Source organism: Halomonas getboli, from assembly GCF_023094245.1.
GTDB lineage: Bacteria > Pseudomonadota > Gammaproteobacteria > Pseudomonadales > Halomonadaceae > Halomonas > Halomonas getboli.
The window spans coordinates 67,079-89,551 of record NZ_JALMEW010000005.1 but is presented as its reverse complement, the minus strand read 5'-3'; the positions used below and the strand labels follow the sequence as shown (position 1 = coordinate 89,551).

General features: G+C 70.1%; 20 protein-coding genes. 9 read left to right on the top strand and 11 right to left on the bottom strand.

Going from position 1 to position 22,473, the window contains the following annotated elements; genetic code table 11:
- Nucleotides 1–87: 87 nt before the first annotated feature.
- Nucleotides 88–1,353, bottom strand: coding sequence for an inorganic phosphate transporter (locus tag MYL53_RS11635; protein WP_247854123.1), 1,266 nt, complete (start codon nt 1,351–1,353; stop codon nt 88–90).
- A 58-nt stretch (nt 1,354–1,411) separates the two neighbouring features.
- Nucleotides 1,412–2,092 (bottom strand): TIGR00153 family protein, encoded by a 681-nt coding sequence (locus tag MYL53_RS11630; protein WP_247854122.1) that lies wholly within the window; start codon nt 2,090–2,092, stop codon nt 1,412–1,414.
- Nucleotides 2,093–2,202: 110 nt separating this feature from the next.
- Between MYL53_RS11630 and MYL53_RS11625 the strand changes: the two genes are divergently transcribed.
- A complete protein-coding gene (locus MYL53_RS11625; RefSeq protein ID WP_247854121.1) occupies nt 2,203–3,078 on the top strand; it encodes a CYTH domain-containing protein in 876 nt (291 codons plus the stop codon).
- A 53-nt stretch (nt 3,079–3,131) separates the two neighbouring features.
- Nucleotides 3,132–4,046, top strand: a complete 915-nt coding sequence (locus MYL53_RS11620) for an ion transporter (RefSeq protein WP_247854120.1) — start codon at nt 3,132–3,134, stop codon at nt 4,044–4,046.
- A gap of 40 nt (nt 4,047–4,086) precedes the next feature.
- Here MYL53_RS11620 and MYL53_RS11615 read toward each other — a convergent pair whose 3' ends face one another.
- From MYL53_RS11615 to MYL53_RS11605, 3 genes are all read right to left on the bottom strand, one after another.
- Nucleotides 4,087–4,863 carry a 5'-nucleotidase, lipoprotein e(P4) family gene (locus tag MYL53_RS11615; protein ID WP_247854119.1) on the bottom strand — a complete coding sequence of 259 codons (777 nt, stop codon included), beginning with the start codon at nt 4,861–4,863 and terminating at the stop codon, nt 4,087–4,089.
- Nucleotides 4,864–5,095: 232 nt separating this feature from the next.
- Nucleotides 5,096–5,719: an L-threonylcarbamoyladenylate synthase gene (locus MYL53_RS11610; protein ID WP_247854118.1), complete on the bottom strand. Its 624-nt coding sequence runs from the start codon at nt 5,717–5,719 to the stop codon at nt 5,096–5,098.
- Between the two features lie 50 nt (nt 5,720–5,769).
- A complete protein-coding gene (locus MYL53_RS11605) occupies nt 5,770–6,681 on the bottom strand; it encodes a PHP domain-containing protein (protein WP_247854117.1) in 912 nt (303 codons plus the stop codon).
- A 115-nt stretch (nt 6,682–6,796) separates the two neighbouring features.
- Here MYL53_RS11605 and MYL53_RS11600 point away from each other — a divergent pair, with 115 nt between their 5' ends.
- From MYL53_RS11600 to MYL53_RS11580, 5 genes are all read left to right on the top strand, one after another.
- Nucleotides 6,797–7,096: a YciI family protein gene (locus MYL53_RS11600; RefSeq protein WP_247854116.1), complete on the top strand. Its 300-nt coding sequence runs from the start codon at nt 6,797–6,799 to the stop codon at nt 7,094–7,096.
- Between the two features lie 226 nt (nt 7,097–7,322).
- Nucleotides 7,323–9,383 carry a bifunctional tRNA (5-methylaminomethyl-2-thiouridine)(34)-methyltransferase MnmC2/FAD-dependent 5-carboxymethylaminomethyl-2-thiouridine(34) oxidoreductase MnmC1 gene (gene mnmC, locus MYL53_RS11595; RefSeq protein ID WP_247854115.1) on the top strand — a complete coding sequence of 687 codons (2,061 nt, stop codon included), beginning with the start codon at nt 7,323–7,325 and terminating at the stop codon, nt 9,381–9,383.
- A 104-nt stretch (nt 9,384–9,487) separates the two neighbouring features.
- A complete protein-coding gene (locus MYL53_RS11590) occupies nt 9,488–10,489 on the top strand; it encodes an HlyD family secretion protein (RefSeq protein WP_247854114.1) in 1,002 nt (333 codons plus the stop codon).
- A complete protein-coding gene (locus MYL53_RS11585) occupies nt 10,473–11,417 on the top strand; it encodes an ABC transporter ATP-binding protein (RefSeq protein WP_247854113.1) in 945 nt (314 codons plus the stop codon). The genes MYL53_RS11590 and MYL53_RS11585 overlap by 17 nt, the downstream gene beginning before the upstream one ends.
- Entirely contained in the window at nt 11,414–12,505 is a 1,092-nt protein-coding gene (locus MYL53_RS11580) for an ABC transporter permease (RefSeq protein WP_247854112.1), read from the top strand. The genes MYL53_RS11585 and MYL53_RS11580 overlap by 4 nt, the downstream gene beginning before the upstream one ends.
- On the opposite strand, the gene MYL53_RS11575 is transcribed toward MYL53_RS11580, so the two are convergent.
- Together MYL53_RS11575 and MYL53_RS11570 are read right to left on the bottom strand one after the other, a co-directional pair.
- A complete protein-coding gene (locus MYL53_RS11575; protein WP_247854111.1) occupies nt 12,502–14,055 on the bottom strand; it encodes a DHA2 family efflux MFS transporter permease subunit in 1,554 nt (517 codons plus the stop codon). The genes MYL53_RS11580 and MYL53_RS11575 overlap by 4 nt on opposite strands.
- Complete coding sequence (locus MYL53_RS11570; protein ID WP_247854110.1) at nt 14,052–15,224, bottom strand: HlyD family secretion protein; 1,173 nt, start codon at nt 15,222–15,224, stop codon at nt 14,052–14,054. Before MYL53_RS11570 ends, MYL53_RS11575 begins: the two co-directional genes overlap by 4 nt.
- Nucleotides 15,225–15,349: 125 nt before the next feature.
- On the opposite strand from MYL53_RS11570, the gene MYL53_RS11565 reads away from it, so the two are divergent.
- Nucleotides 15,350–15,988, top strand: coding sequence for a TetR/AcrR family transcriptional regulator (locus MYL53_RS11565; RefSeq protein WP_247854109.1), 639 nt, complete (start codon nt 15,350–15,352; stop codon nt 15,986–15,988).
- 4 nt (nt 15,989–15,992) lie between these two features.
- On the opposite strand, the gene MYL53_RS11560 is transcribed toward MYL53_RS11565, so the two are convergent.
- Together MYL53_RS11560 and dcuS are read right to left on the bottom strand one after the other, a co-directional pair.
- Complete coding sequence (locus tag MYL53_RS11560; protein ID WP_247854108.1) at nt 15,993–16,709, bottom strand: response regulator; 717 nt, start codon at nt 16,707–16,709, stop codon at nt 15,993–15,995.
- Nucleotides 16,710–16,737: 28 nt separating this feature from the next.
- On the bottom strand, nt 16,738–18,372 hold the full coding sequence (gene dcuS, locus MYL53_RS11555; RefSeq protein WP_247854107.1) for a DcuS/MalK family sensor histidine kinase: 1,635 nt from the start codon (nt 18,370–18,372) through the stop codon (nt 16,738–16,740).
- A 274-nt stretch (nt 18,373–18,646) separates the two neighbouring features.
- On the opposite strand from dcuS, the gene MYL53_RS11550 reads away from it, so the two are divergent.
- Nucleotides 18,647–19,960 (top strand): 2-hydroxycarboxylate transporter family protein, encoded by a 1,314-nt coding sequence (locus MYL53_RS11550; protein ID WP_247854106.1) that lies wholly within the window; start codon nt 18,647–18,649, stop codon nt 19,958–19,960.
- A gap of 71 nt (nt 19,961–20,031) precedes the next feature.
- Here MYL53_RS11550 and MYL53_RS11545 read toward each other — a convergent pair whose 3' ends face one another.
- Both MYL53_RS11545 and ligA read right to left on the bottom strand, forming a co-directional pair.
- Entirely contained in the window at nt 20,032–20,304 is a 273-nt protein-coding gene (locus MYL53_RS11545) for a YheU family protein (protein WP_247854105.1), read from the bottom strand.
- Nucleotides 20,301–22,379, bottom strand: coding sequence for an NAD-dependent DNA ligase LigA (ligA, locus tag MYL53_RS11540; protein WP_247854104.1), 2,079 nt, complete (start codon nt 22,377–22,379; stop codon nt 20,301–20,303). The genes MYL53_RS11545 and ligA overlap by 4 nt, the downstream gene beginning before the upstream one ends.
- Between the last annotated feature and the right edge of the window lie 94 nt (nt 22,380–22,473).

Genomic DNA, 22,473 nt, shown 5'->3' with positions numbered 1-22,473 from the left:
AGGAGCAACGGGGATGGAGCAAGGAAAGAGACGCCGGAGGCAGTGAGGAGGCGACGCCTCACTCCTTACCCCCGGCGCCTTACCGCGTCAGCCGAACATTCCCTTGAACATGAAGAAGAACATGATCGCCAGGATGGCGCCGGCCGGCAGGGTGATCAGCCACGACATCACGATAGTGCCGATCACGCGCAGGTTGAGCGCCGCCATGCCGCGGGCCAGGCCCACGCCCAGCACCGCACCGACCAGGGTGTGGGTGGTGGAGATCGGCAGGCCGGTGCCGGAGGCCAGCACCACGGTGGTGGCGGCCGCGAGCGTGGCGGCGAAGCCGCGGCTCGGCGTCAGCTCGGTGATGCCGGTGCCGACGGTAGCGATCACCTTGTGGCCATAGGTCACCAGGCCGACGACGATACCGCCGCCGCCGAGCACCAGCACCCACCAGGGAATCAGCGAGTCGCCGCCGATCACGCCGTCGCTGTAGATCACGCCGATCACCGCGGCCAGCGGGCCGACGGCGTTGGCCACGTCATTGGAGCCGTGGGCGAAGGCCATGGCGCAGGCGGTGAACAGCATCAGCACGCCGAACACCCGCTCCACGCCGTCGAAGCCGAAGGCGTCGCCCTTGCGCTTCTCGCCGCCCACGCGGCGCTCGAGCAGGCCGCCGAGCACCATCACGCCGAGGCCCAGCAGCACGGCATAGAAGAGACTCTCGCCGAAGCCGAGATCGAGGCCGACGTGCTTGAGGCCCTTGGTCAGGGTCACCATGGCGACGATGAAGCCGACCAGGAACACGTACATCGGCACGTAGCGCTTGGCCGCGGCGAAGGGATCGCGGTTCTCGAAGATCAGATGCTGCACGGACTTGAACAGCATGAAGGCGATCGAGCCGGACATCAGCGGCGAGACCACCCAGCTGGCGGCGATCTGGCCGACCTTGCCCCAGCCCACCGCGTCCATGCCGAGACCGGCCATGGCAAAGCCGACGATGGCGCCGACGATGGAGTGGGTGGTGGAGACCGGCCAGCCGCGCATGGAGGCGATCAGCAGCCAGGTGGCGGCCGCCAGCAGCGAGGCCAGCATGCCGTAGACCAGCAGCTGCGGATCGCCCTCGAGCAGCGACGGATCGATGATGCCCTTGCGGATGGTCTCGGTGACCTCGCCGCCGGCCAGCCAGGCGCCGAGGAACTCGAAGATCACGGCGATGATGATCGCCTGCTTGATGGTGATGGCCCGGGAGCCGACGGAGGTGCCCATGGCGTTGGCCACGTCGTTGGCACCGACGCCCCAGGCCATGAAGAAACCGAAGGCACAGGCGAGGATGATGAAGATGTCGCCGTATTGCGCGATGATCGACATAGGACGGAAACCTTGTATCGGGTCAGAAGGTGGCGGTTATCGCTGCGGGAGAACCCGCTCAGTTGGCCGTCATGATCTGAAGGCGGCTGCCGACGCGCTCGGCGCGATCGGACAGCTCACCGACCCAGTCGATGATCTTGTAGAGGAACATCACGTCCACCGGCGGCAGCTCGCCCTCGAGGGCGAACAGCTGACGGCGGATGGCAACCTGCTGCTCGTCGGTCTGCTGCTCCAGGGTGTGCAGCTCGCGAATCAGCGTCTGCATCACCTCGGAGGCGTTGCGACCGAAGCCGGATTCGAGCAGGTCCTTGAGCTCTTCCAGCGCCTCGCGAGCCTGGGCCACGCAGGCCACCGAGGTGCGGATGTAATCGCGCATCGGCTGGGCGAGCACCTCGGGCATCTGCATGCTGCGACCCAGCATGATGCCGGTGATGTCACGCGCCTTGTTGGCGATCTTGTCCTGCACGCTGATCAGGTCCAGCAGGTCGGAACGCGACACCGGCAGGAACATGGTATTGGGCAGATTGAGGCGCAGCTCGGTCTTGAGCTCGTCGGCCTCATGCTCGAGTCGAGTGATCGACTCGCGCTGTCGGGCGGCTTCCTGCCAGTCCCCCTTGAGGGTGGCCTCGAAGAACGGCAGCAGGGCTTCCGCACAGTCGCTGACCTTGACGATATGAGCCAGCAGCGGCTGGAATGGCGAGCGACCGAACATCGCGGAGAAGGGATTGGATGTCACCATGGGGCATCTAGGCACTTGGAAATGGCGGCGTCAGTATAGTGACTGCCCAGGCCGACGTCATGAGAAAATCACCTAATCTTCACGAACATGCAAAGCAAGGCGGCTCCTCCATGGCAAACGAGATCGAACTCAAGCTGGCGCTGGCCCCCGCGGGCCCCGAGGCGCTGCGCCGGCATCCGCGGCTGGCCGGCCTCGAATCCCGCACCACCCGGCTGGGAAACACCTACTTCGACACCCCCGATGGCCGCCTGGAAGCCGAGCGCATGGCGCTGCGCCTGCGTCACGCCGACGGCCGCGTGCTGCAGACGCTGAAAACCAGCGGCCAGGGCAGCGGCGGCCTCTCGAGCCGCGGCGAGTGGGAATGGGAAGTGATGGGACCGGGGCTCGACCTCGCCCGGCTCGCCGACCTGCCGCCCATGCTGGCGCTGGGAGACGGCGTGCTGGGACGGCTCGAGCCGCGCTTCGCCACCGACTTCGCGCGCGAGACCTGGTGGTGGGAGCATGACGGCAACAGCGTCGAGATCGCCCTCGACCTTGGCGAGGTCCGCAGCGACGATCGCGCGGCGCCGATCCGCGAGCTGGAACTCGAGCTCAAGGACGGCGATCCGGCGGCCCTGCTCGAGCTCGCCGAGGCGCTGGCCGAGAGCGTGCCGCTGCGCCCCTCCGACACCAGCAAGGCCGCGCGAGGCGGCGCCCTGCTTGCCGGCGGCTGGACGCTGCCCGAAGGCGGCTCGGCCCCGGCCTGGCTGCACCGCGCCGTGGTCGCCCTGGACGCCCATGCCGACACCGGCGACGTCGTCTTCCGCGAGGCCGCCCGCGAGGCCTTCCAGCGGCTGGCCGAAGGGCTCGGCGACGCACGCGAGGAAGGCCGGCTGGCCAGCCATCTCGCCGCGGCACTGGCCCAGGACAACTGGCTGACCACGGACGCCGGCACACAGCTGCTCGCCCTGTCGCGGCGCCTGCCCGACGCGGTCGAGCTGGGTTGAGCTGCACCAGCAGGGACGACGCCCGCCACGGGTGAACAGCACGAGGGAACGCCGTGAATCACGACCGCTTCAAGCCCGCCGCCGGCGGCCTGCGCACCCGGGTCTTCCAGGTCATTTTCGAGTCCGACACGCCGCTGGCCAAGGGCTTCGACATCGTACTGATCGGCATTATCCTGGCCAGCGTGCTGGTGGTGATGCTGGAGAGCGTGACCCATCTGGAAGCCGCCTACGGCGACTGGTTCCGGCGCTTCGAGTGGGGCTTCACGCTGCTGTTCACCGCCGAGCTGATCATCCGCCTCTACTGCCTCGAACGCCCCTGGCACTATCTGCGGAGCTTCTACGGCGTCATCGACCTGATCGCCATCCTGCCCACCTGGCTGGCGCTGGCGATACCCGGTGCCCAGTCGCTGGTGGTGGTGCGCCTGCTGCGGACCCTGCGCATCTTCCGGGTGCTGCGGCTGATGGAGTTCGTCGGCGAGGGGCGGCTGCTGATCGGCGCCCTGGTGCGCAGCAGCCACCAGATCTTCCTGTTCCTGTTCACCGTGCTGATGCTGGTGACCATCTTCGCCTCGCTGATGTATCTGATCGAGCCGCCCGAGGCCGGCTTCACCAGCATTCCCACCGCCATCTACTGGGCCGTGGTCACCCTGACCACGGTGGGCTACGGCGACATCACCCCGGTGACGCCACTGGGCCAGGCCATCTCGGTGATGGTGATGCTGATCGGCTACGCGATCATCGCCGTGCCCACCGGGGTGTTCTCGGCCGAGGTGATCCGCTCGATCCGCGCCGACCGCTACTCCGACGAGGCCTGCCCCGGCTGCGGCTACGACCGCCACGAGAAGAAGGCCCGCTACTGCCTCAAGTGCGGCACCTGGCTCGACGAGAACACCCCCGACCCGCGCGAGGGCTCCCACGACGAACCCTCGGACGACGATACCCCGGACGAAAAAACGCCCCGGGAGTGATCCCGGGGCGTCTCGCGGGCGCGTTATCGAAGCGGCCGACTCACTCGGTCTCGAGCGGCGCGTCCCAGGTCTCCAGTTCGGCCTCGCTCCAGTCGCCGTAACCGGCGTTGGGGAACACGATCCAGTCCTGGCCGAAACGCTCGGCGTTCTGCTCGACGAGAGCGTGCTGACCGGCGAGATCGGCATCGGCGAACTCGCCGGAAAAGTCGTGCAGCGAGTCCCCGAGCTGCATCACCAGGGTGTGGCCCTCTTCCACCTTGGCGCGGCGCTCGGCCTTGGGCGGGCCCAGCAGCATGACACTGTCCTCGGACACCTGCGGCAGGTCCAGGGTCTCCAGGGTGGTGATGGTGTCGGCCTCGTTCTCCTGGTAGCGGTCGGAGACGTAGTAGATGGCCACGCCGTGCTCGTCGGCGTAATCCAGGAAGGCCTTGGCGCCGGGGATCAGACGCGGCTCGCCCTCACGTTCCCAGTGCTTCCAGGTGTCCCAGGTGGTGTAGTCGTGGCACTCGGACATGTCACGGGCCAGCAGCGCGCTGTTGTCCAGCACCGTCTCGTCGAGATCGGTGATGATCGCCGGGGCGGCATCCTCGCCCAGCGTCTCGAGGCGATCCTCGAGCCGATAGCGGGCGAGCGCGAAGCCCTGGCGCTGCAGCGCCGCCACCTCGGCGGACTGCTGCTGGTAGCGCAGGCCCATCGCATAGGCAGCCTGGGCGCAGACCATGGAATCATCGGCGACAGCCGGCGCGGCCAGCGGCAGGGTCATCAGGCCGGCCAAGGCGGCGGCACCGCCGGCACGACGGTAAGCGGACATCGGCATGGTGTTCTCCTTGTGATCGGCGCGCTCGGACACGACATCGACTCGCATCCGATTACGCCTTGTTATTGAAGAAAATCGATTCGATCATATTTTATTTTAATCAACTGTTCAAATAACACTAAAGGGCGCCACTGCCGCCCCGGCCCGAGCGCCGGCTGCCATAAAAAACCGGCTCGACCAGAAGGCCGAGCCGGTACGAAAGCGGAAGAAAGGCTTGCTCTGTCCTGGAAGGTCAGTCCTGGAAGGGAGCGACGTCGCCGCGGCCCTCGCGCACCACGGTGGGCGGCAGTTCGCGCAGGTCGATCACGCTGGTCGGCTCCAGGTGGCAGGCACCGCCGTCGATCACCAGCGACAGGTGCGCACCGAAGCGGTCGCGGATCTCCTCGGCGTCGGTCATCGGCAGTTCCTCGCCCTCGGGGATCAGCGTCACGCTCATCAGCGGCTCGCCGAGGGCATCGAGCAGCGCCCGGGTGATGTGGTGATCGGGCACCCGCACCCCGATCGAGCGCCGCTTGGGATGCAGCAGCAGGCGCGGCACCTCGGTGGTGGCGTTGAGGATGAAGGTGTAGGCCCCCGGCGTATGCGCCTTGAGCAGCCGGAACACGGCGTTGTCGACCTTGGCATAGGTGCCGATCTCGGAGAGGTCGGAGCACACCAGGGTGAAGTTGTGCTTGTCGTCCAGCGAGCGCAGCCACTTGATGCGCTCGATGGCCTTCTTGTCACCCAGGTGGCAGCCCAGGGCGTAGCCGGAATCGGTCGGATAGGCGATCACGCCGCCCTTGCGGATGATGTCGACCGCCTGGTCGATGAGGCGCTTCTGCGGGTTGTCCGGGTGGACCTGGAAGAACTGGCTCATGGGCACTCCCTGTTCTCGTGGAAATCGGACGGCGAAACGGCGCTGGTGGATCAGGCGGCGACCGCCGCTCGGTCGATCCAGGCCGCCAGCCGCGGATGGGTCCAGACCGGCGCCACCGAGGTGCGCGGCGTCGGGCTCATGCTGCCCGGGGACAGATGGCCGCCGGGAAAGTGGAAGTCGCTGCCCAGCGAGGCCATCAGCTCGCGCTCGTGCAGCTGGCGGGCCAGGTCGCGGGTGAGGTCGGCGTTCTGGAAGCCGCTGATCAGCTCGGCGGCGCGGCCGCCGGCCTCGCGGAAGTCATCCAGCAGCAGGCCGCGCTTGCGCCGCGTCAGCTTGTGACGCAGCGGATGCGCCAGCACCGCCACCCCGCCGGACTCGAGGATCCAGCGCACGCCCTCGGCGAGATGCGGCCACAGCGCCTTGATGTCCCCGGCCTTGCCGTTGCCCAGATGCTTGGCAAAGGCAGTGGACATGTCCGGCACCAGCCCCGCCGCGACCAGGGCCTTGGCGAAGTCCGGGCGGCCCAGCGGGCGGTCGGAACCGGCCTGTTCGCGGGCCCGGGCAAGGGCATCGTCGAGGCCGATCTTCTCCATGCGCTCGGCGATGGTCACCGCGCGCCGCTCGCGGGCCTCGGCCTGGGCGACGAGACCGTCGGCCAGCGCGCCGCTGGCGCCCTCGGGCAGCAGCCCCACCACGTGCAGGTTGATGCCGCGCCATTGGGTCGAGAGCTCGGTGGCCGGCAGCACGGCCAGTCCCGCGTCCGCGCCGGCACTCACCGCCTCGTCCACGCCGGCCACGGTATCGTGGTCGGTCAGGGCAATATGGGTGAGGCCGCGCTCGACGCACAGCGTCACCAGATCGGTGGGCGACAGGGCGCCGTCCGAGGCGGTGGAATGCATGTGCAGATCGACGGAGAGGGCATCGCTTCCCTCGAAGCGCGCGGGAAGTGCGGGGTTTGGCATGACGCGGGCAGGTGTCTTTGACAGAATAGACACCCATGGTGCTCGCCCGACCCACCCCGGTCAACCGAGCCACTCGCTCCCGCGGCCCTCGCCGCTCAGCCGAGGATATCCCGAGATGCTCTACGCCATCATCAGTGAAGATGTGAAAGACAGCCTGGAACGGCGCCTGGCCGCCCGCCCCGACCACCTGGCCCGCCTCGAGCAGCTGCGCGACGAGGGTCGCCTGGTACTGGCCGGCCCCCATCCCGCCGTGGACAGCGAAGACCCGGGCGAGGCCGGCTTCAGCGGCAGCCTGGTGGTCGCCGAGTTCGACGACCTGGAAAGCGCCCAGGCCTGGGCCGATGCCGATCCCTACATCATCGCCGGCGTCTATGCCCAAGTGACGGTGAAGCCCTTCAAGAAAGCCCTGCCCTAGGCCGAACCGCCTTTACCACGAAGCGAGCCGGCGGCAGCTGTCGCCGGCTCGCTTTTTGCGTCCCTCGAAAACGGCCGCGAAGCAACTTGTCAACAGGGGTTTTCCCCACAGCTTCTGTGGATAACATTGTTGAAACGCCGCGGAGTCCTGGCGCCAGCCCGGTTATCATGGCGCCGCGGCGATATCGATCACTTTTTGACCAGCCGATTCACCGCCGGAGCCGACCTTGACCGCCGCCCCCGATCATCTGCCGCCGCTGGCCGGCCTGGAGAACGCCCGCCTGGACTGGCGCCAGGACGACAGCGGCGAGAGCGCCCCGCATTCCAGCGCCTTCGACGACGTCTATTTCTCGCGCCACGACGGCCGCGCCGAGACCGAACACGTCTTCCTCGCCGCCAACCGCCTGCCCGAGCGCTTCCGCGACTGGCAGGCGCCGCGCCCCTTCGTCATCGGCGAGACCGGCTTCGGCACCGGTCTCAACATGCTCTGCGCCTGGGCCTGCTTCGACGCCCACGCCCCGGCAGGCGCCCGGCTGCACCTGGTCTCCACCGAGAAGTTTCCGCTCGCCCGCGATGACCTGGCCCGGGCGCTGACGGCCTGGCCGGACCTGGCCGAGCGCGCCGCCGCGCTGGTCGCGCAGTGGCCGGAGCCGGTGGCCGGCGTGCATCGCCTGTGGCTCGACGACCGCGTGACCCTGGACCTGCACTTCGGCGACACCACCGAGCGGCTCCAACTGCTCGACGGCGCCGTGGACGCCTGGTTCCTGGACGGCTTCGCCCCCTCCAAGAACCCCGAGATGTGGCACGACGCGCTGTTCGCCGCCATGGCCGCTCGCTCGCGCCCGGGCGCCACCTTCGCCACCTTCACCTGCGCCGGGGTGGTCAAGCGCGGCCTCAGGGCCGCCGGCTTCGCCTGGCGCAAAGTGCCGGGCTTCGGCCGCAAGCGCGAGATGCTGGCCGGCGAGATCGAGACGCCCCCGGCGGACGAACGTCGCCGCGCCACCCCCTGGCTCACACCTCCCGCGGTACAAACAGCCCGCCGCGTGGCGGTGATCGGCGCCGGGCTCGCCGGCACCACCGTGGCCGCCGCCCTGGCCCGTCGCGGCGTGGCGGTGACGCTGATCGACCGCGAGGGCCCCGGCGCCGGCGCCTCGGGCAACGCCCAGGGCGCGCTCTACGTGAAGCTCGCCGCCGACACCAACCTGCAGAGCCGATGTTATCTCGCCGGGCTGCTGCACAGCCGGCGCTGGCTCGCGGCGCTGGACCCCGACCAGGCGCTGTGGTCGCCCGGCGGCGTGCTGCAGCTCGCGACCACCGCGCGCGAGGCGCGCCGCCAGGCCCGCTTCCTCGCCAACCATCCGCTGCCGGAGCGCGTGGTGCGCGGCGTCGACGCCGAGGAGGCCGGCCGGCTCGCCGGGCTCGACCTGCCTCACGGCGGGCTGGATTATCCCCTGGCGGGCTGGGTGCGCCCGGATGCGCTGTGCCGCCGGCTGGCGGCGAGCGACGGAGTGAGCGCTTACCGGGGCGAGGTGCGCGAGCTCTCGCCCATCGCGGGAGACGACGAGGACGGCGGCTGGCGGCTGACGCTGAGCGGCGGCGACGGCGGGGGCGGGGGCAAAAACGGAGAGAACACTCTTGAGGTCGATCAGGTGGTGATCGCCGCGGCCAACGGCTCCAACCGCTTCGCCCAGACCGCCGCCCTGCCCCTGCAGCCGGTGCGCGGGCAGATCTCGCGGCTGACGCTGCCGCAAGGCGCCCCCGCACCGGCGCGGGTGGTGTGCGCCGGCGGCTACGTCATGCCGCCGATCGACGCCACCCTGACCTTCGGCGCCAGCTTCGCGCCGAACGACGCCGACGCGGCGACCCGCGAGGCCGATCACACCTTCAACCTCGAGGAGCTCGAGCGCACCCTGCCCGGCTACGCCGCCGCGCTGACTGAGGCCGGCGCCGAGCTCTCGCCGGCGGCGCTGGACGGCCGCACCGCGGTGCGCGCCGCCAGCCCCGACAAGTCGCCCTATGCCGGTCCGGTGCCCGACGCCGAGGCCTGGCGCCGCGACTATGCCGCCCTGGCCAAGGACGCCACCCTGATCCCGGCGACGCCCGGCCGCCATCACCCGGGGCTGTGGATCAGCGCCGCCCACGGCTCCCGCGGGCTCGCCAGCGCCCCCCTGTGCGCCGAGCTGATCGCCTCGCGGATCTGCGACGAGCCGCTGCCGCTGGAGGCACCGCTGGCCGATCACCTGCATCCCGGGCGGCGCGTGATCCGCGATCTGATCCGCGGCCATTGAGACGGAGAACCGCGCGCCTTCAACCGCCGGCTTGATCTGGCACCGGGCTCATATGACGGCTTGCTGATAGGCTGATATCAGGAAAGCCGGCGGGGAGACCGGGGATGCGAGGCAGGCCTTGGCGGGAATGGCTGCGATGGCAACGAGCCGGCGGGCTCGCCCCGTGCTTCATGCTGCTGGCGCTGCTCGGCGGCTGCGACGACGCGCCTGCCGGCCTGCCGGGCAGCCTGGAATGGGACCGCCTGGCGCTGCCCGCCGAGGCCTCCGAGCCGGTGCGCCGCTGGACCGTGCACAAGGGCGAGCGCGTCGCCGCGGGCCAGCTGCTGCTGGAACTCGACGGCCGGCGGCTCGAGGCCGAGCGGGAGGCCGCCAAGAGCCAGGTCGACGAGGCCGAGGCCCTTCTCGCCGAACTGCGCCATGGCCCGCGCACCGAGACCCTCGCGGCGGCCCGGGCCGAACTCGATCGCGCCCGGGCCGAGGCCCATCTGGCCGAGCTGTCGCTGCGCCGCCAGCAGGCGCTGTTCGAACGCCGCGCGGCGGCCGAGGACGCCCGGGACGCCGCCCTGGCCGAGCGCGACCGGCGCCGCGCCGAGGCCGCCGAAGCCGCCGCGCATCTCGCCGAGCTCGAAGCCGGCACCCGCGCCGAACGCCTGGATCAGGCCGAGGCAGCGGCGGCCGCGGCCCGTCATCGGCTGGAATCCCTGACGGTGAGCCGCGAGCGCCTGATCGTGCGTGCCCCGCGGCCTGGCCGAGTCGATGCCCTGCCCTTCCGCCCCGGCGACCAGCCGCCCGCCGGTGCCACCCTGGTCAGCCTGCTGGTCGGCGAGGCGCCCTACGCGCGCTTCTTCGTGCCCGCCGGCCGGCGGGCGAGTCTCGATGTCGGCGACGCCCTGCGCGTGCACGTCGAGGGCATCGCCGAGCCCTTCGACGCCGTGCTGGAGCACATCCGCCGCGAGCCCGCCTTCACGCCCTTCTATGCGCTCAGCGGCGAGGACGCCAGCCGCCTGGTGTATCGCGCCGAGGGACGGCTATCGGGCGAGCGGGCCAGGACGCTGCCGGCCGGGCTGCCGGTGCGCGTGGAGATCGTCGATGACGGCGAGCGCTGAGCCGACGGTGATCCGCACCCGGGGGCTGAGCAAGCGCTTCGGCGACACCCTCGCGGTCGACTCGCTCGAGCTCGCCGTGGCCCGCGGCGAGGTCTACGGCTTCCTCGGCCCCAACGGCTCGGGCAAGTCGACCACCCTGCGGATGCTGTGCGGCCTGCTGCGACCCAGCGCCGGCGAGATCGAGGTGCTCGGCCATCGCCTGCCCGGCGAGGCCGAGGCGCTCAAGCGCCGGCTCGGCTACATGACCCAGAGCTTCTCGCTGTATCGCGACCTCAGCGTGGCCGAGAACCTGGCCTTCCTGGCCGCGGTGCACGAGCTGCCGCGGCGCGAGGCCCACAAGCGTCGCGAGGCATTGCTCGCCCGCTACCGGCTGGAGCGCTTCCGCCACCGCCTGGCGGGCACCCTGAGCGGCGGCGAACGCCAGCGCCTGGCACTGGCCGGGGCGGTGCTGCATCGCCCCGACCTGCTGCTGCTGGACGAACCCACCAGCGCCGTGGACCCGCAGTCGCGGCGCGACTTCTGGGAGTCGCTGTTCGAGCTCGCCGACGCCGGCACCAGCGTGCTGGTCTCGACCCACTACATGGACGAGGCGGAGCGCTGCACCCGGCTGGCGATCCTCGACCGCGGCCGGCTGGTGGCCGACGACACGCCCCGGGCGCTGATGGCCGCCCTGCCCGGCCGGCCGCTGCGGGTCGAGGTCGAGCGCCCGCGGGCGGCGCGCCGCCTGCTGGAGGGCACGCGCGGGGTGCGCGAGGTCGCCCAGATCGGCGCCGCCCTGCGCCTGCTGGTGGACGACGACGCCTCACCGGAGGCGATCGCCGCCCGGCTGCACGAGGCCGGCGTCGAGGCCCGGGTCACGCCGGAGGCACCGACCCTCGAGGACGTCTTCGTGGCCGCCACTCGCCGGCGGCGGGAGGCCACGGCATGAAGGCACGCCGGCTGCTGGCCATCGTGCTCAAGGAGCTGCGCCAGCTGCGCCGCGACAAGCTGACCTTCGCCATGATCGTCGGCATCCCGGTGATGCAGCTGGTGCTGTTCGGCTACGCCATCAACGTGGACGTACGCCACCTGCAGGCGGTGGTGGTCAACGAGGCCGAGACGGCGCGCTCGCGGGAGCTGATCGCCCAGCTCGAGGCCACCCAGGTGATTGACGTGGCCGAACGGGCGGCCACCCCCGGCGAGGTGGAAGCGCGGCTGCGCCGCGGCGCGGTGGACTTGGGGCTGGTGCTGCCCGCCGATCTGGAGACCCGGCTCGAGCGCGGCGACCGCCCGGCGGTGCAGCTGATCGTCGATGGCGCCGACCCGGCGGTGCAGGCCGCGGCCCGCCAGCTGGTACGCTTCCCGGTGCCGGACGCCGAGGGCTGGACCGATCGGGTCTCGCCGGTGGAGACGGTCAACTTCTACAATCCCGAGCGGCGCGCGCCGCTCAACACCGTGCCGGGGCTGATCGGCGTGATCCTGACCATGACGCTGGTGATGTTCACCGCCATCGCCCTGGTGCGGGAACGCGAGAACGGCAACCTGGAGATGCTGATCGCCACGCCGGTGACGTCCTGGGAGCTGACGCTCGGCAAGGTGCTGCCCTTCGTCGGCATCGGCCTGGTGCAGGTGACGGTGGTGCTGGGGCTCGGCCAAGTGCTGTTCGACGTGCCGGTGCGCGGTTCGATCCTCGATCTGTACCTGGCCTCGCTGGTGTTCATCCTCGCCAGCCTGGCGCTGGGCATCTTCCTCTCGACCCTGGCGCGCAGCCAGTTCCAGGCCATGCAGATGGCGATCTTCACCTTCCTGCCGCAGATCCTGCTCTCGGGCTTCATGTTCCCCTTCGCCGGTATGCCGGCGGCGGCACGCGGGTTCGCCGAGCTGCTGCCGCTGACCCACTTCCTGCGCCTGGTACGCGGCATCATGCTGCGCGACGCGACCCTGCTCGAGCTATGGCCGGCGCTGGCCGCCCTGGCGGTCTTCACCGCCCTGATGCTCGGCGTGGCCGTCTCCCGAATGCACAAGCGGCTGGATTAAGCCTCGATCCGCCGCAGCAGGAACACCAGCGGCACGCTGAGCAGGTAGATCGCGCCCATCCACAGGAAGATGTCGTTGAAGGCCAGCACCTGAGCCTGCTCCATCACCCGCTGGGACAGCATGCCGATGGCCGCCTGGTGGGCGTCGGGCACCGAGCCGGCCAGCATCGCCTCGTAGCGGGCGATCTCGGCGACCACCACCTCGCGGCCGGTGTCGATGGCCGGGATCAGCTGGTTCCAGTGATAGTCCTCGCGCATATCGCGCACGGTGTCGATCAACGCCAGGCCGATGGCGCCGCCGAGGTTGCGCATCACGTTGAACAGCCCGCTGGCGTTGCCCACCTCGGCAGGCGGCAGGGTGCCGAGCGCGATGCGCGAGGCCGGAATGATGCACAGGATCAGCCCCATGCCGCGCACCACCTGGGGCAGGAAGAACTGCCAGAAGCCCGACTCCACGGTCAGGTCGGCGTTCATCATGGTGCCGATGCCGACCAGCAGCAGGCCGAGGAACAGCAGCCCGCGCAGGTCGAGGTGGTTGGAGAGCTGGCCGGCCACCGGCGCGCACAGGAACATCGTCATCCCGGTGACGAACATCACCTGGCCGATCTGCAGGCTCGAGAAGTGGCGTACGTAGCCGAAGAACAGCGGCATCAGATAGACCAGCCCGTAGAGCGCGATGCCGAGAATGAAGCCCATGCCGGCGCCGATGGCGAAGTTGCGGTTGGCGAAGGCGCGCAGATCGACGATCGGATGATCGTTTCGCAGCGTGCGGGCGAAGAACCACACCCCGGCCGCGGCGCAGATCAGCGACATGGTCAGGATCAGGTCGCTGGCCCACCAGTCGTCGCCCGGGCCCTCCTCGAGCACGAACTCCAGCGAGCCCAGGAACACCGCGATCAGCACCAGGCCGATCAGGTCCAGTCGCCTGGCCAGGGCGTGATTGGGGCGGTCGATGTCGAGGAAGGTCCAGGCCGCCCAGCACACCAGCACGCCGGGAATCACGTTGGCCAGGAACAGCCAGTGCCAGCTCAGCGACTCGGTGACGAAGCCCCCCACCGTGGGCCCGACCGAGGGCGCCATGGTCACCACCATGCCGATCACCGCCTGCACGCTGCCCATCACCCGGCGCGGGAAGATCGAGAAGCTCACCGCCTGGGTGATCGGGATCATCGCCCCGCCGGCGAAGCCCTGGATGGCGCGCAGCACGATCAGCTGCTCGATGGAGCCGGCCAGCGCGCAGCCGAGACTCGCCAGGGTGAAGCCGGCGCAGGAGAGCGTGAAGGCGACCCGGGTCGAGAGGATGCGCATCAGCAGGCCCGACAGCGGGATCATCACAATCTCGGCGATCAGGTAGGACGTCTGCACCCAGGAGATCTGGTCCTCGCTGGCCGAGAGCCCCGACTGGATCTCGTTGAGCGAGCTGGCGACGATCTGGATGTCGAGGATCGCCATGAACATGCCGAACACCGCGGCGATGAAGCCGAGCCGCTGCGGCCAGGGCGGCATGTCATCGGGCCGGGCGCCGGCAGCGGCCGCGGTCGCGTCGCTCACGAGCCGCTCCCGGCCTCGGCCACCTCGCGGGATTCGGCGACCCGCGGCTCGCGTTCATGCTCGGCAACGGGATCGATGTCGCGGGTATCGACCCCGGGCACCGCCGAGAGGCCGGCGCGCAGCCGGCCCAGCGCCTCTTCGGGGCCGGTGACGCGGATCTTCACCGGCACCCGCTGGACGATCTTGTTGAAGTTGCCGGTGGCGTTGTCCTGGGGCAGCAGGCTGAACTCGGTGCCGGTGGCCGGCGCCAGGCTGTCGACCACGCCCTCGTAGGTGACGTCCGGGTAGGCGTCGAGGCTCACCTCGACCGGCTGGCCGACGCGCATGCGCTCGAGCTGCGTTTCCTTGAAGTTGGCGACCACGTAGGCCGACTCGATCGGCACCAGCTGCATCAGGGTCAGCGACGGCTGCGCCAGGGTGCCGGCCTCCACGGTGAGGTTGCCGACCACGCCGGCGCGGGGCGCGCGCAGGCGGGTCTTGTCGAGCTGATGGCGGGCGTAGGCCAGATCGGCGGCCGCGGCGTCGCGCTGGGCCTCGGCCTGGCCGACCTCGGACTGCGCCACCGCCAGCTGGCGCTGCGCCGACACCAGCGCCGCCTCGCTCTCGGCGAGATTGGCGCGGGCGACGCGCAGCGCGGCCTGATCGTCCTCGCGCTGCTGGCGGGAGGCGTAGTTACGCGCGGCCAGCGAGTCGGAGCGCTCGAGGTGCTGGCGGGCCTGGTCGAGGTCGGCGCGGGCGGCGTCGCGCTGCGCCTCGGCCTGGTCGATCGCCGCCTGCTTGAGCGCCACCTGACGATGGGCCTGGGTCAGCGATGCCACCGCCACGGCCTGCTGGGCCTCGGCCTGATTCACCTGATCCCGGTAGCTCTCGTCGTCCAGGCGCACCAGCAGCTCGCCCTGCTCGACGCGCTGGTTGTCGTCCACCAGCACCTCGGCGACCCGCGCCGATAGCTCGGCGCGCACCGCCACGCTGTCGGTGCGCACGTAGGCGTTGTCGGTCTCCTCGACGAAGCGCCCGACCTGCCACCAGCCGATGCCCCACCAGATCAGCGCCGCCAGCGCGACGAGCGCCACCAGCCCGGCCACGACCCGGCCCCGCGAGCGGCGCGCGCCGGCGCCCTCGACGCTGTTCTCGCGGGAGTTCGCGACCTGCTTGTCCTCGCCTGCCATGACGCCTCCTGATGGGTGGGCAAATCACAAGTGTAATGAATGCTACACTACATGACCACCATCGCCGTGCGTCACGGCCGCGATACAATGCGCCAGTCTCACCGCCACTCGCCCCAGGAGTCCCGATGCCCCGCCACGCTCCCGACAGCGCCGATGCTTCCCTCACCCCTCGCGGCGTGGCCCGTCGCGAACGCCTGCTGGACGCCGCCCGCGACGTTTTCCTCGAGCAGGGCTACGCCGCGGCCAGCGTCAACGAGGTGGTGGCACGGGCCGGCGGCTCGCTGGCCACGCTGTACAAGCAGTTCGGCAACAAGGAGGGGCTGTTCACCGCGGCCATGGAGCGCCATATCGCCACCGCCTGGGAGGTACTGGAGGCCGGGCAGCGCGACCGTCAGGCGCCGGAGGAAGTGCTGTTCGAGCTCGGCCGGCGCATGCTGGCGCTGGTCCTGCAGCCGGGCGTGATCCGTCTGGTGAGAGGGCTGGCGTTCGAGGCCGAGCGGGTGCCCGAGCTCGGCGAGCTGTTCCTGACCCGCGGCCCCGACCGCACCCGCGCGGCGCTGGCCGATTATCTGGCCGACCAGGTCGCGCGCGGCCGCCTGACCCTCGAGGACCCGCGCGAGGCGGCCGGCCTGTTCATGGGCATGCTGCTCGGCGAGTGGCACTTCGACGCTCTGCTCGGCCGGCCGATGACGCTCGATGCCGCGCAGTGCGAGGCCCGCGCGCGCCGGTGCGTGGAGGTCTTCCTGGCGGGGACCTCGGCCTGAGCCGTCAGGCCGAGGCGGCCAGCGCCTGCAGCGCGCCCCGGTCGAGGCAGCGGTAGGTGAAGGAGGGGCGGCCGACCTGGCCGTAGTGGAAAGACTCGTCGAGCAGCTCGACCTCGGCCAGATACTTCAGATACTTGCGCACCGAAACCCGCGACATGGCGGTGGCAGGCAGCAGCGCCTCGGTGCTGAAGGCGTCGTCGTCCAGGGCCAGGATCGCCGCAGCCACCCGGGCCAGGGTCGGCACGGTCAGGCCCTTGGGCAGGTCGCCTCGGCGGCGCGGCGTGGCCGGGGTCACGGGCTGGAACAGCCGGTCGATATCGCGCTGCTCCACCTCGCCGGGCAGCTCGGCCAGCGCATCGCGGGCCTGGCGACAGGCCAGCACGGCGTCGCGGAAACGCTCGAAGGCGAATGGCTTGACCAGGTAGTCGCTGACGCCCAGCCGCCAGGCCTCGCGCACCGTGTCGAGCTCCGAGGCGGCGGTGATCAGCACCACGCCCACGTCGCGGCCGCTGCGCTGGAGGTGGCGCGCCACCTCCAGGCCGCTGCGGTTGCGCAGATAGACGTCGAGCAGCACCAGGTCCACGTCTTCGCGCTCGAGCACCTCCAGCGCTGCCGGCACGCTCTCGCACTGGGCGACCAGCTGCATGTCGTCCAGCCGGTTGAGGTACTCGACGTTGAGACGCATGACCATGGGGTCATCCTCGACGATCAGCACGCGCATCGTTTCTCTCCCTCACCACTGTTGCCCATCATTCTCTTCCCGCATCGCTCTCGTGTTGCCGCTCGAGGGGAAGCTCGACCTCGAACAGGGTGCCCCGCCCCGCCTCGCTGTAGACCGCCAGACGGCCGCCGGAAGCCTCGACCCGCTCGCGCACCGCGGCGAGCCCCAGGCCGCGACGTTCGCCCTTGGTGGAAACGCCGGCCTCGAACAGCCGTTCGCGAATGCCCGGGTCGATGCCGCCGCCGGTGTCCTGAACGTGCAGGGCGACCAGCGCCTCGTCCGCCTCCACGGTCAGCGTCACCCGCCGCTCGCCGCGCCCCTCGACGGCATCGAAGGCGTTCTCCAGCAGGTTGCCGAGCACCGTGACCAGGGTGTGGACCAGCATCGCCTCGCCGAGCTCGGGCATCGGAGTGTCGAGACGCACCTCGAGTTCCACGCCGCGCTCACGGGCCTCGCTGCGCTTGCCGAGCAGGAAGCCGGCGATCACCGGATCGGCCACGCCTTCCACCAAGGCCATGCCCGGCGCCAGGCGATGATCGTCCAGTTCGCCCAGATAGCCGCGCAGACTATCGAGATCGCCCATCTGCGCCAAGCCCAGCATCACATGACGCTGGTTCTTGAACTCGTGGGTGGCGGCGCGCAGCGCCTCGGCGTAGCGGCTGACCCCGGTGAGCTGCTCGGCCAGGGCATTGACCTCGCTCTTGTCGCGGAAGGTGGCGATGGCGCCGATCACCCGGCCGCGATGATGGATCGGCAGCCGGTTGGCCAGCACCAGCTGGCCGTTGAGGTCGAGTTCGCGATCGAGCTCGCTCTCGCCGTCTTCCCCGCCGTCCAGCATCTCGGGCAGGCCGCTGTGCGGCAGGTAATCGGCCACCAGCGCCCCCGTCGTCGGCTCGCCCAGCCCGGCCTCGGCCAGCAGTCGGCGGGCGGCCGGATTGGCCAGGGTGATACGCGCCTGGCGGTCGACCGCCAGAATGCCCTCGTGCACCGAGGCCAGCATCGCCTGGCGCTCCTCGACCAGCCGCGCGATCTGATGCGGCTCGAGGCCCAGCAGCACGCGCTTGATGGTGCGCGCGAGCCCGCGCGCCGCCAGCCCGCCGATGAGCATCAGCGCCAGCACGCCGAGGATCACGTCGCGCCGGTTGTCGGCCAGCAGCGGCGCCAGCGAGGTCAGGGTGACGCCCACCGAGACCGCGCCGACCACCTCGCCGTTCGCGGCCTGCACCGGGGCGAAGCCGCGGATGCTGGTGCCCAGGGTGCCCTCGGCCCGGGAGTGATAGGTCTCGCCGGCCAGCGCTCGTCCCTCGTCGCCGCCCTGGAAGTGCCGGCCGATACGCTCGGGGTCCGGGTGCGTCAGGCGGATCGCAGCCGCGTCCATCACCACGATGAAGTCGACCCCCAGCGCGCGCCGCAGACCATCGAGGCGCGCCTGGAGGGCACCGTCGGCGGACGGCGTGTTCCCGCCCCCGACCAGCGCCGCCTGAACCTCCGGCTCGGCGGCAATCGTCCGCGCCAGATCGGTGACCCGCGTGGCCTGATCCTGCTCCAGGGCATCGCGCAGCTGAGTCGTGAACAACCACAGCGCGAGCCCCAGCGACAGCACCACCATCACCGCGACCAGCAGCGAGATCCAGGTGTTCAGGCGCAGGCGAGGACGAGGCATGGCGAGGGCTCCAGCGGAATCGGGCAAAGGGGATTGTTGGCCGGGATTCGACCTTGGTGGCATTCCCTACACGGCGGCGGTGTGCCGTCAAGCGAGCCGCCATTTTCAATAGTTTCGGAACGCTTTAACAAGTTGCGCAATCTTGGCGCGGCTCGTGGGAAGCCTATGCTCGACGCCAGCCCTTCGCCCGGTGGCGATCAAGCCCCTCCGGACGAGTTTCGAACAACGATGCCCCGTGCTCTGCGCGTGGCCGACATCCCCAAGGAGAGCTGCCATGAGTCAATCTCTGACGGACACCGTCGCGACGCCGTCCGCGACCTCGAGCGGCTGGCTCGCCCAGCGCATCTTCGGCATGCCGCTGCCGTTCTTCGCCCTCGCCCTGGCGGTGATGGTGGCGGCGACCGCCACCGACAGCCTGCCCACCGGCATGATCGGCGCCCTGCTGGTGATGATGCTGCTCGGCGAGCTGCTGGGCTTCATCGGCGACCGCCTGCCGATCGTCAAGACCTATCTCGGCGGTGGCGCCATCCTGGCGATCTTCGGCGCGGCTACCTTCGTCTATCTCGGCTGGCTGCCGACCCCGGTGGTCGATAACGTCACCGCCTTCATGAAGGGCGGCGGCTTCCTCAACTTCTATATCGCCGCGCTGATCACCGGCAGCATCCTCGGCATGGATTCCAAGGTGCTGGTCAAGGTCGGCTCGCGCTACGCCCTGCCGCTGTGCTGTGCGGTACTCGGCGCCTCGCTGTTCGCCGTTATCGTGGGCGCCCTGCTCGGATTCTCGGTCCAGGACGCGGTGGTGGTGATCGCCATGCCGATCCTCGGCGGCGGCATGGGCGCCGGCGCGGTGCCGATGAGTCAGATCTACGAGCAACTGCTGGGCCAGCCGGCCAGCTACTACATCTCGATCCTGGTGCCGGCCCTGGCGCTGGGCAACGTCTTCGCGATCATCATCGCCGGCCTGCTCAACGGCCTGGGCAAGCGCTTCCCGGGGCTGACCGGCGACGGCCAGATGATGCCCGGCGTCGACGTCGAGGACCCCGAGCACATCCTCGACCTCGGCAAGCTGGGCGTGGGCGTCGTCGCCGCACTGACCCTGTTCACCGCCGGCCAGATCCTCGGCACCTTCATCCCGCTGCATCCCTATGCGCTGATGATCGTGCTGGTCGCGGCGCTCAAGGTGTGCGATGTGCTGCCGGCGTCGGTCACCGAGTCTGCCGCCCAGTGGTTCCAGTTCGTCGCCCGCAACTGGACCTTCGCCCTGCTGTTCGGCATCGGCATCGCCTACACCGACCTCGGCCAGGTGATCGACGCCATCTCGCTGACCTACGTGCTGATCGTGTTCGCCGTGGTCGCCGGCGCGGCCTTCGGCGCCGGCCTGGTCGGCAAGCTGGTGGGCTTCTACCCGATCGAGTCGGCCATCACCGCCGGCCTGTGCATGGCCAACATGGGCGGCACCGGTGACGTGGCGGTGCTGTCCGCGGCGCGTCGCATGTCGCTGATGCCCTTCGCGCAGATCTCCTCGCGCCTCGGCGGCGCCCTGATCCTGCTGATCTCCAGCGTGGTGGTACCGCTGCTGTTCGCCTGAGGCGAACCTCATTCCAACGACAACGGCGCCCCTCGGGGCGCCGTTTGCGTTCGAGCACTCGACTCGCGGGATCAACCTTCCTCTTCGTCGTCGGCCAGATCCCGTCCGAAGGCCCGCCACTGGGCCAGGGTCATCACCTCGGTGGTCTCGGTGCGCAGGTCGTGGGCGATGATCAGCTCGCCGCGTTCCAGCTGGAGGCGCAGCTCGCCGACCCAGCCGCTCATGCCCTCGCCGGTGTCGGTGGTGTCGTAGCCCTGGCGGGTGACGAAGGCCTCCAGCAGTCCGTCCAGGGTCTCCCCCGGCAGCATGCGATAGGGCACTTCGACGAAACGGTCTCCGCTCATGCGTCGTCCTCCTGCGTTTCCTGTGGCGTCTGGCCGCTTTCCCAGCTCGCGAGGCGCTCGATAAAGGTCGCCTCGTCGATCACCTCGACGCCGGCCTGTTCGGCCTTGGTCAGCTTGCTGCCGGCGGCCTCGCCGGCCACCAGGCAGGCGGTCTTCTTCGACACGCTGCCGGAGACCTTGGCCCCCAGCGCCTGCAGACGCGCCTTGCCCTGGTCCCGGGTCATGCTTTCCATGGTGCCGGTGAGCACCCAGGTCTGGCCTTCCAGCGGTGTGGGGCCGGCCTCGACCTCGGCCTCCTCCCAGCGCAGCCCGGCGTCGAGCAGCGCCTGGATCGTCTCGCGGTTGTGCGGCTGCTGGAAGAAGGTGTGCACGTGGGCGGCGACGATGGGGCCGACGTCGTCCACCGCCTCCAGTGCCTCGCGCTCGGCGTCCATCAGCGCCTCGAGGGTGCCGAAGTGGCGCGCCAGATTGGCGGCGGTGGCCTCGCCCACCTCGCGGATACCCAGCGCGTAGATAAAGCGCGAAAGCGTCGTCGCCTTGGCCTTCTCCAGCGCCGCCACCAGATTCTCGGAGGACTTCTCGCCCATGCGCGGCAGCGTGGCCAGGCGCTCGGCCTCGAGGGCGAACAGGTCCGCCGGGGTCTTCACCCAGTCGCGCTCGACCAGTCCATCGATCAGCTTCTCGCCGAGGCCCTCGATGTCCAGCGCCCGGCGGCTGGCGAAGTGCTTGAGCGCCTCCTTGCGCTGGGCGGCGCAGTAGAGCCCGCCCGAGCAGCGTGCCACCGCCTCGTCCTCGAGGCGCTCGATCTGCGAGTCGCACACCGGGCAGCGCTCGGGGAAGACGATCTCGCGAGCGTCCTCGGGGCGCTCGTCGAGCTGGACGCGCACCACCTGGGGGATGACGTCGCCGGCCCGGCGCACGGCCACGGTGTCGCCGATCATCACCCCGAGGCGCGCGATCTCGTCGGCGTTGTGCAGGGTGGCGTTGGAGACCGTGACGCCGGCCACCGAGACCGGCTCCAGCCGCGCCACCGGGGTGATGGCACCGGTGCGGCCGACCTGGAACTCGACGTCGTTGAGCCGCGTGATCTGCTCCTGGGCGGGGAACTTGAAGGCGATCGCCCAGCGCGGCGCCCGGGCCACGAAGCCCAGCTCCCGCTGCAGGCGCAGGTCGTCGATCTTGATCACCGCGCCGTCGATGTCGTAGCCCAAGCCGTCGCGCCTCTCGCCGAGGCGGCGGCAGTAGTCGATGATGCCATTGGCACCATGGACGACCTCGAGCTCGGCATTGACCCGGAAGCCCCACTCACGAAGCAGCGCCATCTGCTGACTATGAGTCGGCGTGTCGATATTGGAGAGGCTCGCCATATCCTGGCCAACCAGTTGATAGGCGGTAAATTCCAGCGGTCGGGTGGCGGTGACGCGCGGGTCGAGCTGGCGCAGGCTGCCGGCGGCGGCGTTGCGCGGGTTGGCGAAGACCTTGGTGTCCTCGGCGCGCGCCCGCTCGTTCATGGCCTCGAACTCGGCGTGGCGCATGGTGACCTCGCCACGGATCTCCAGTCGATCGGGCCATTCCTTGCCGCGCAGTTTCAGCGGGATCGACTTCAGGGTCCGCAGGTTGGAGGTGATGCCCTCGCCGGTGCGGCCGTCGCCCCGGGTCACGCCGGCGGAAAGCTCGCCGTTCTCGTAGACCAGGGACACGGCGGCGCCGTCGAGTTTGGGCTCGCAGCAGAAGGCCAGATGCTCGGGATCGGCCTCCAGGCGGTCGGCGACCCGTTTGGCGAAGGCCGCCAGCTCGTCCTCATCGAAGGCGTTGTTCAGCGACAGCATGGGCTCTGCGTGCTGGATCTCGGGAAAGCCGTCCGCCGGGGCGGCGCCGACCCGCTGGGTCGGCGAGTCGGGCGTCTCCAGTTCGGGATACTCGGCCTCGATCTCCTGCAGGCGGCGCAGCCGACGATCATAGTCGGCGTCGGTCATGCGCGGCTCATCGAGCACGTAGTAGCGGTAGTTGGCGTCCTCGAGCTCGGCGCGCAGACGCGCCGCCTCGTCCTGAATCGAAGGGTCGGGCTGGGTCATGTCATCCGTGTCTCGATATAAAGCGATGGCTTCGAACCTCGAACCTCGAACCTCGAACCTCGAAGCCAGCATGGCCGCCTAGCTTACCAAAGCG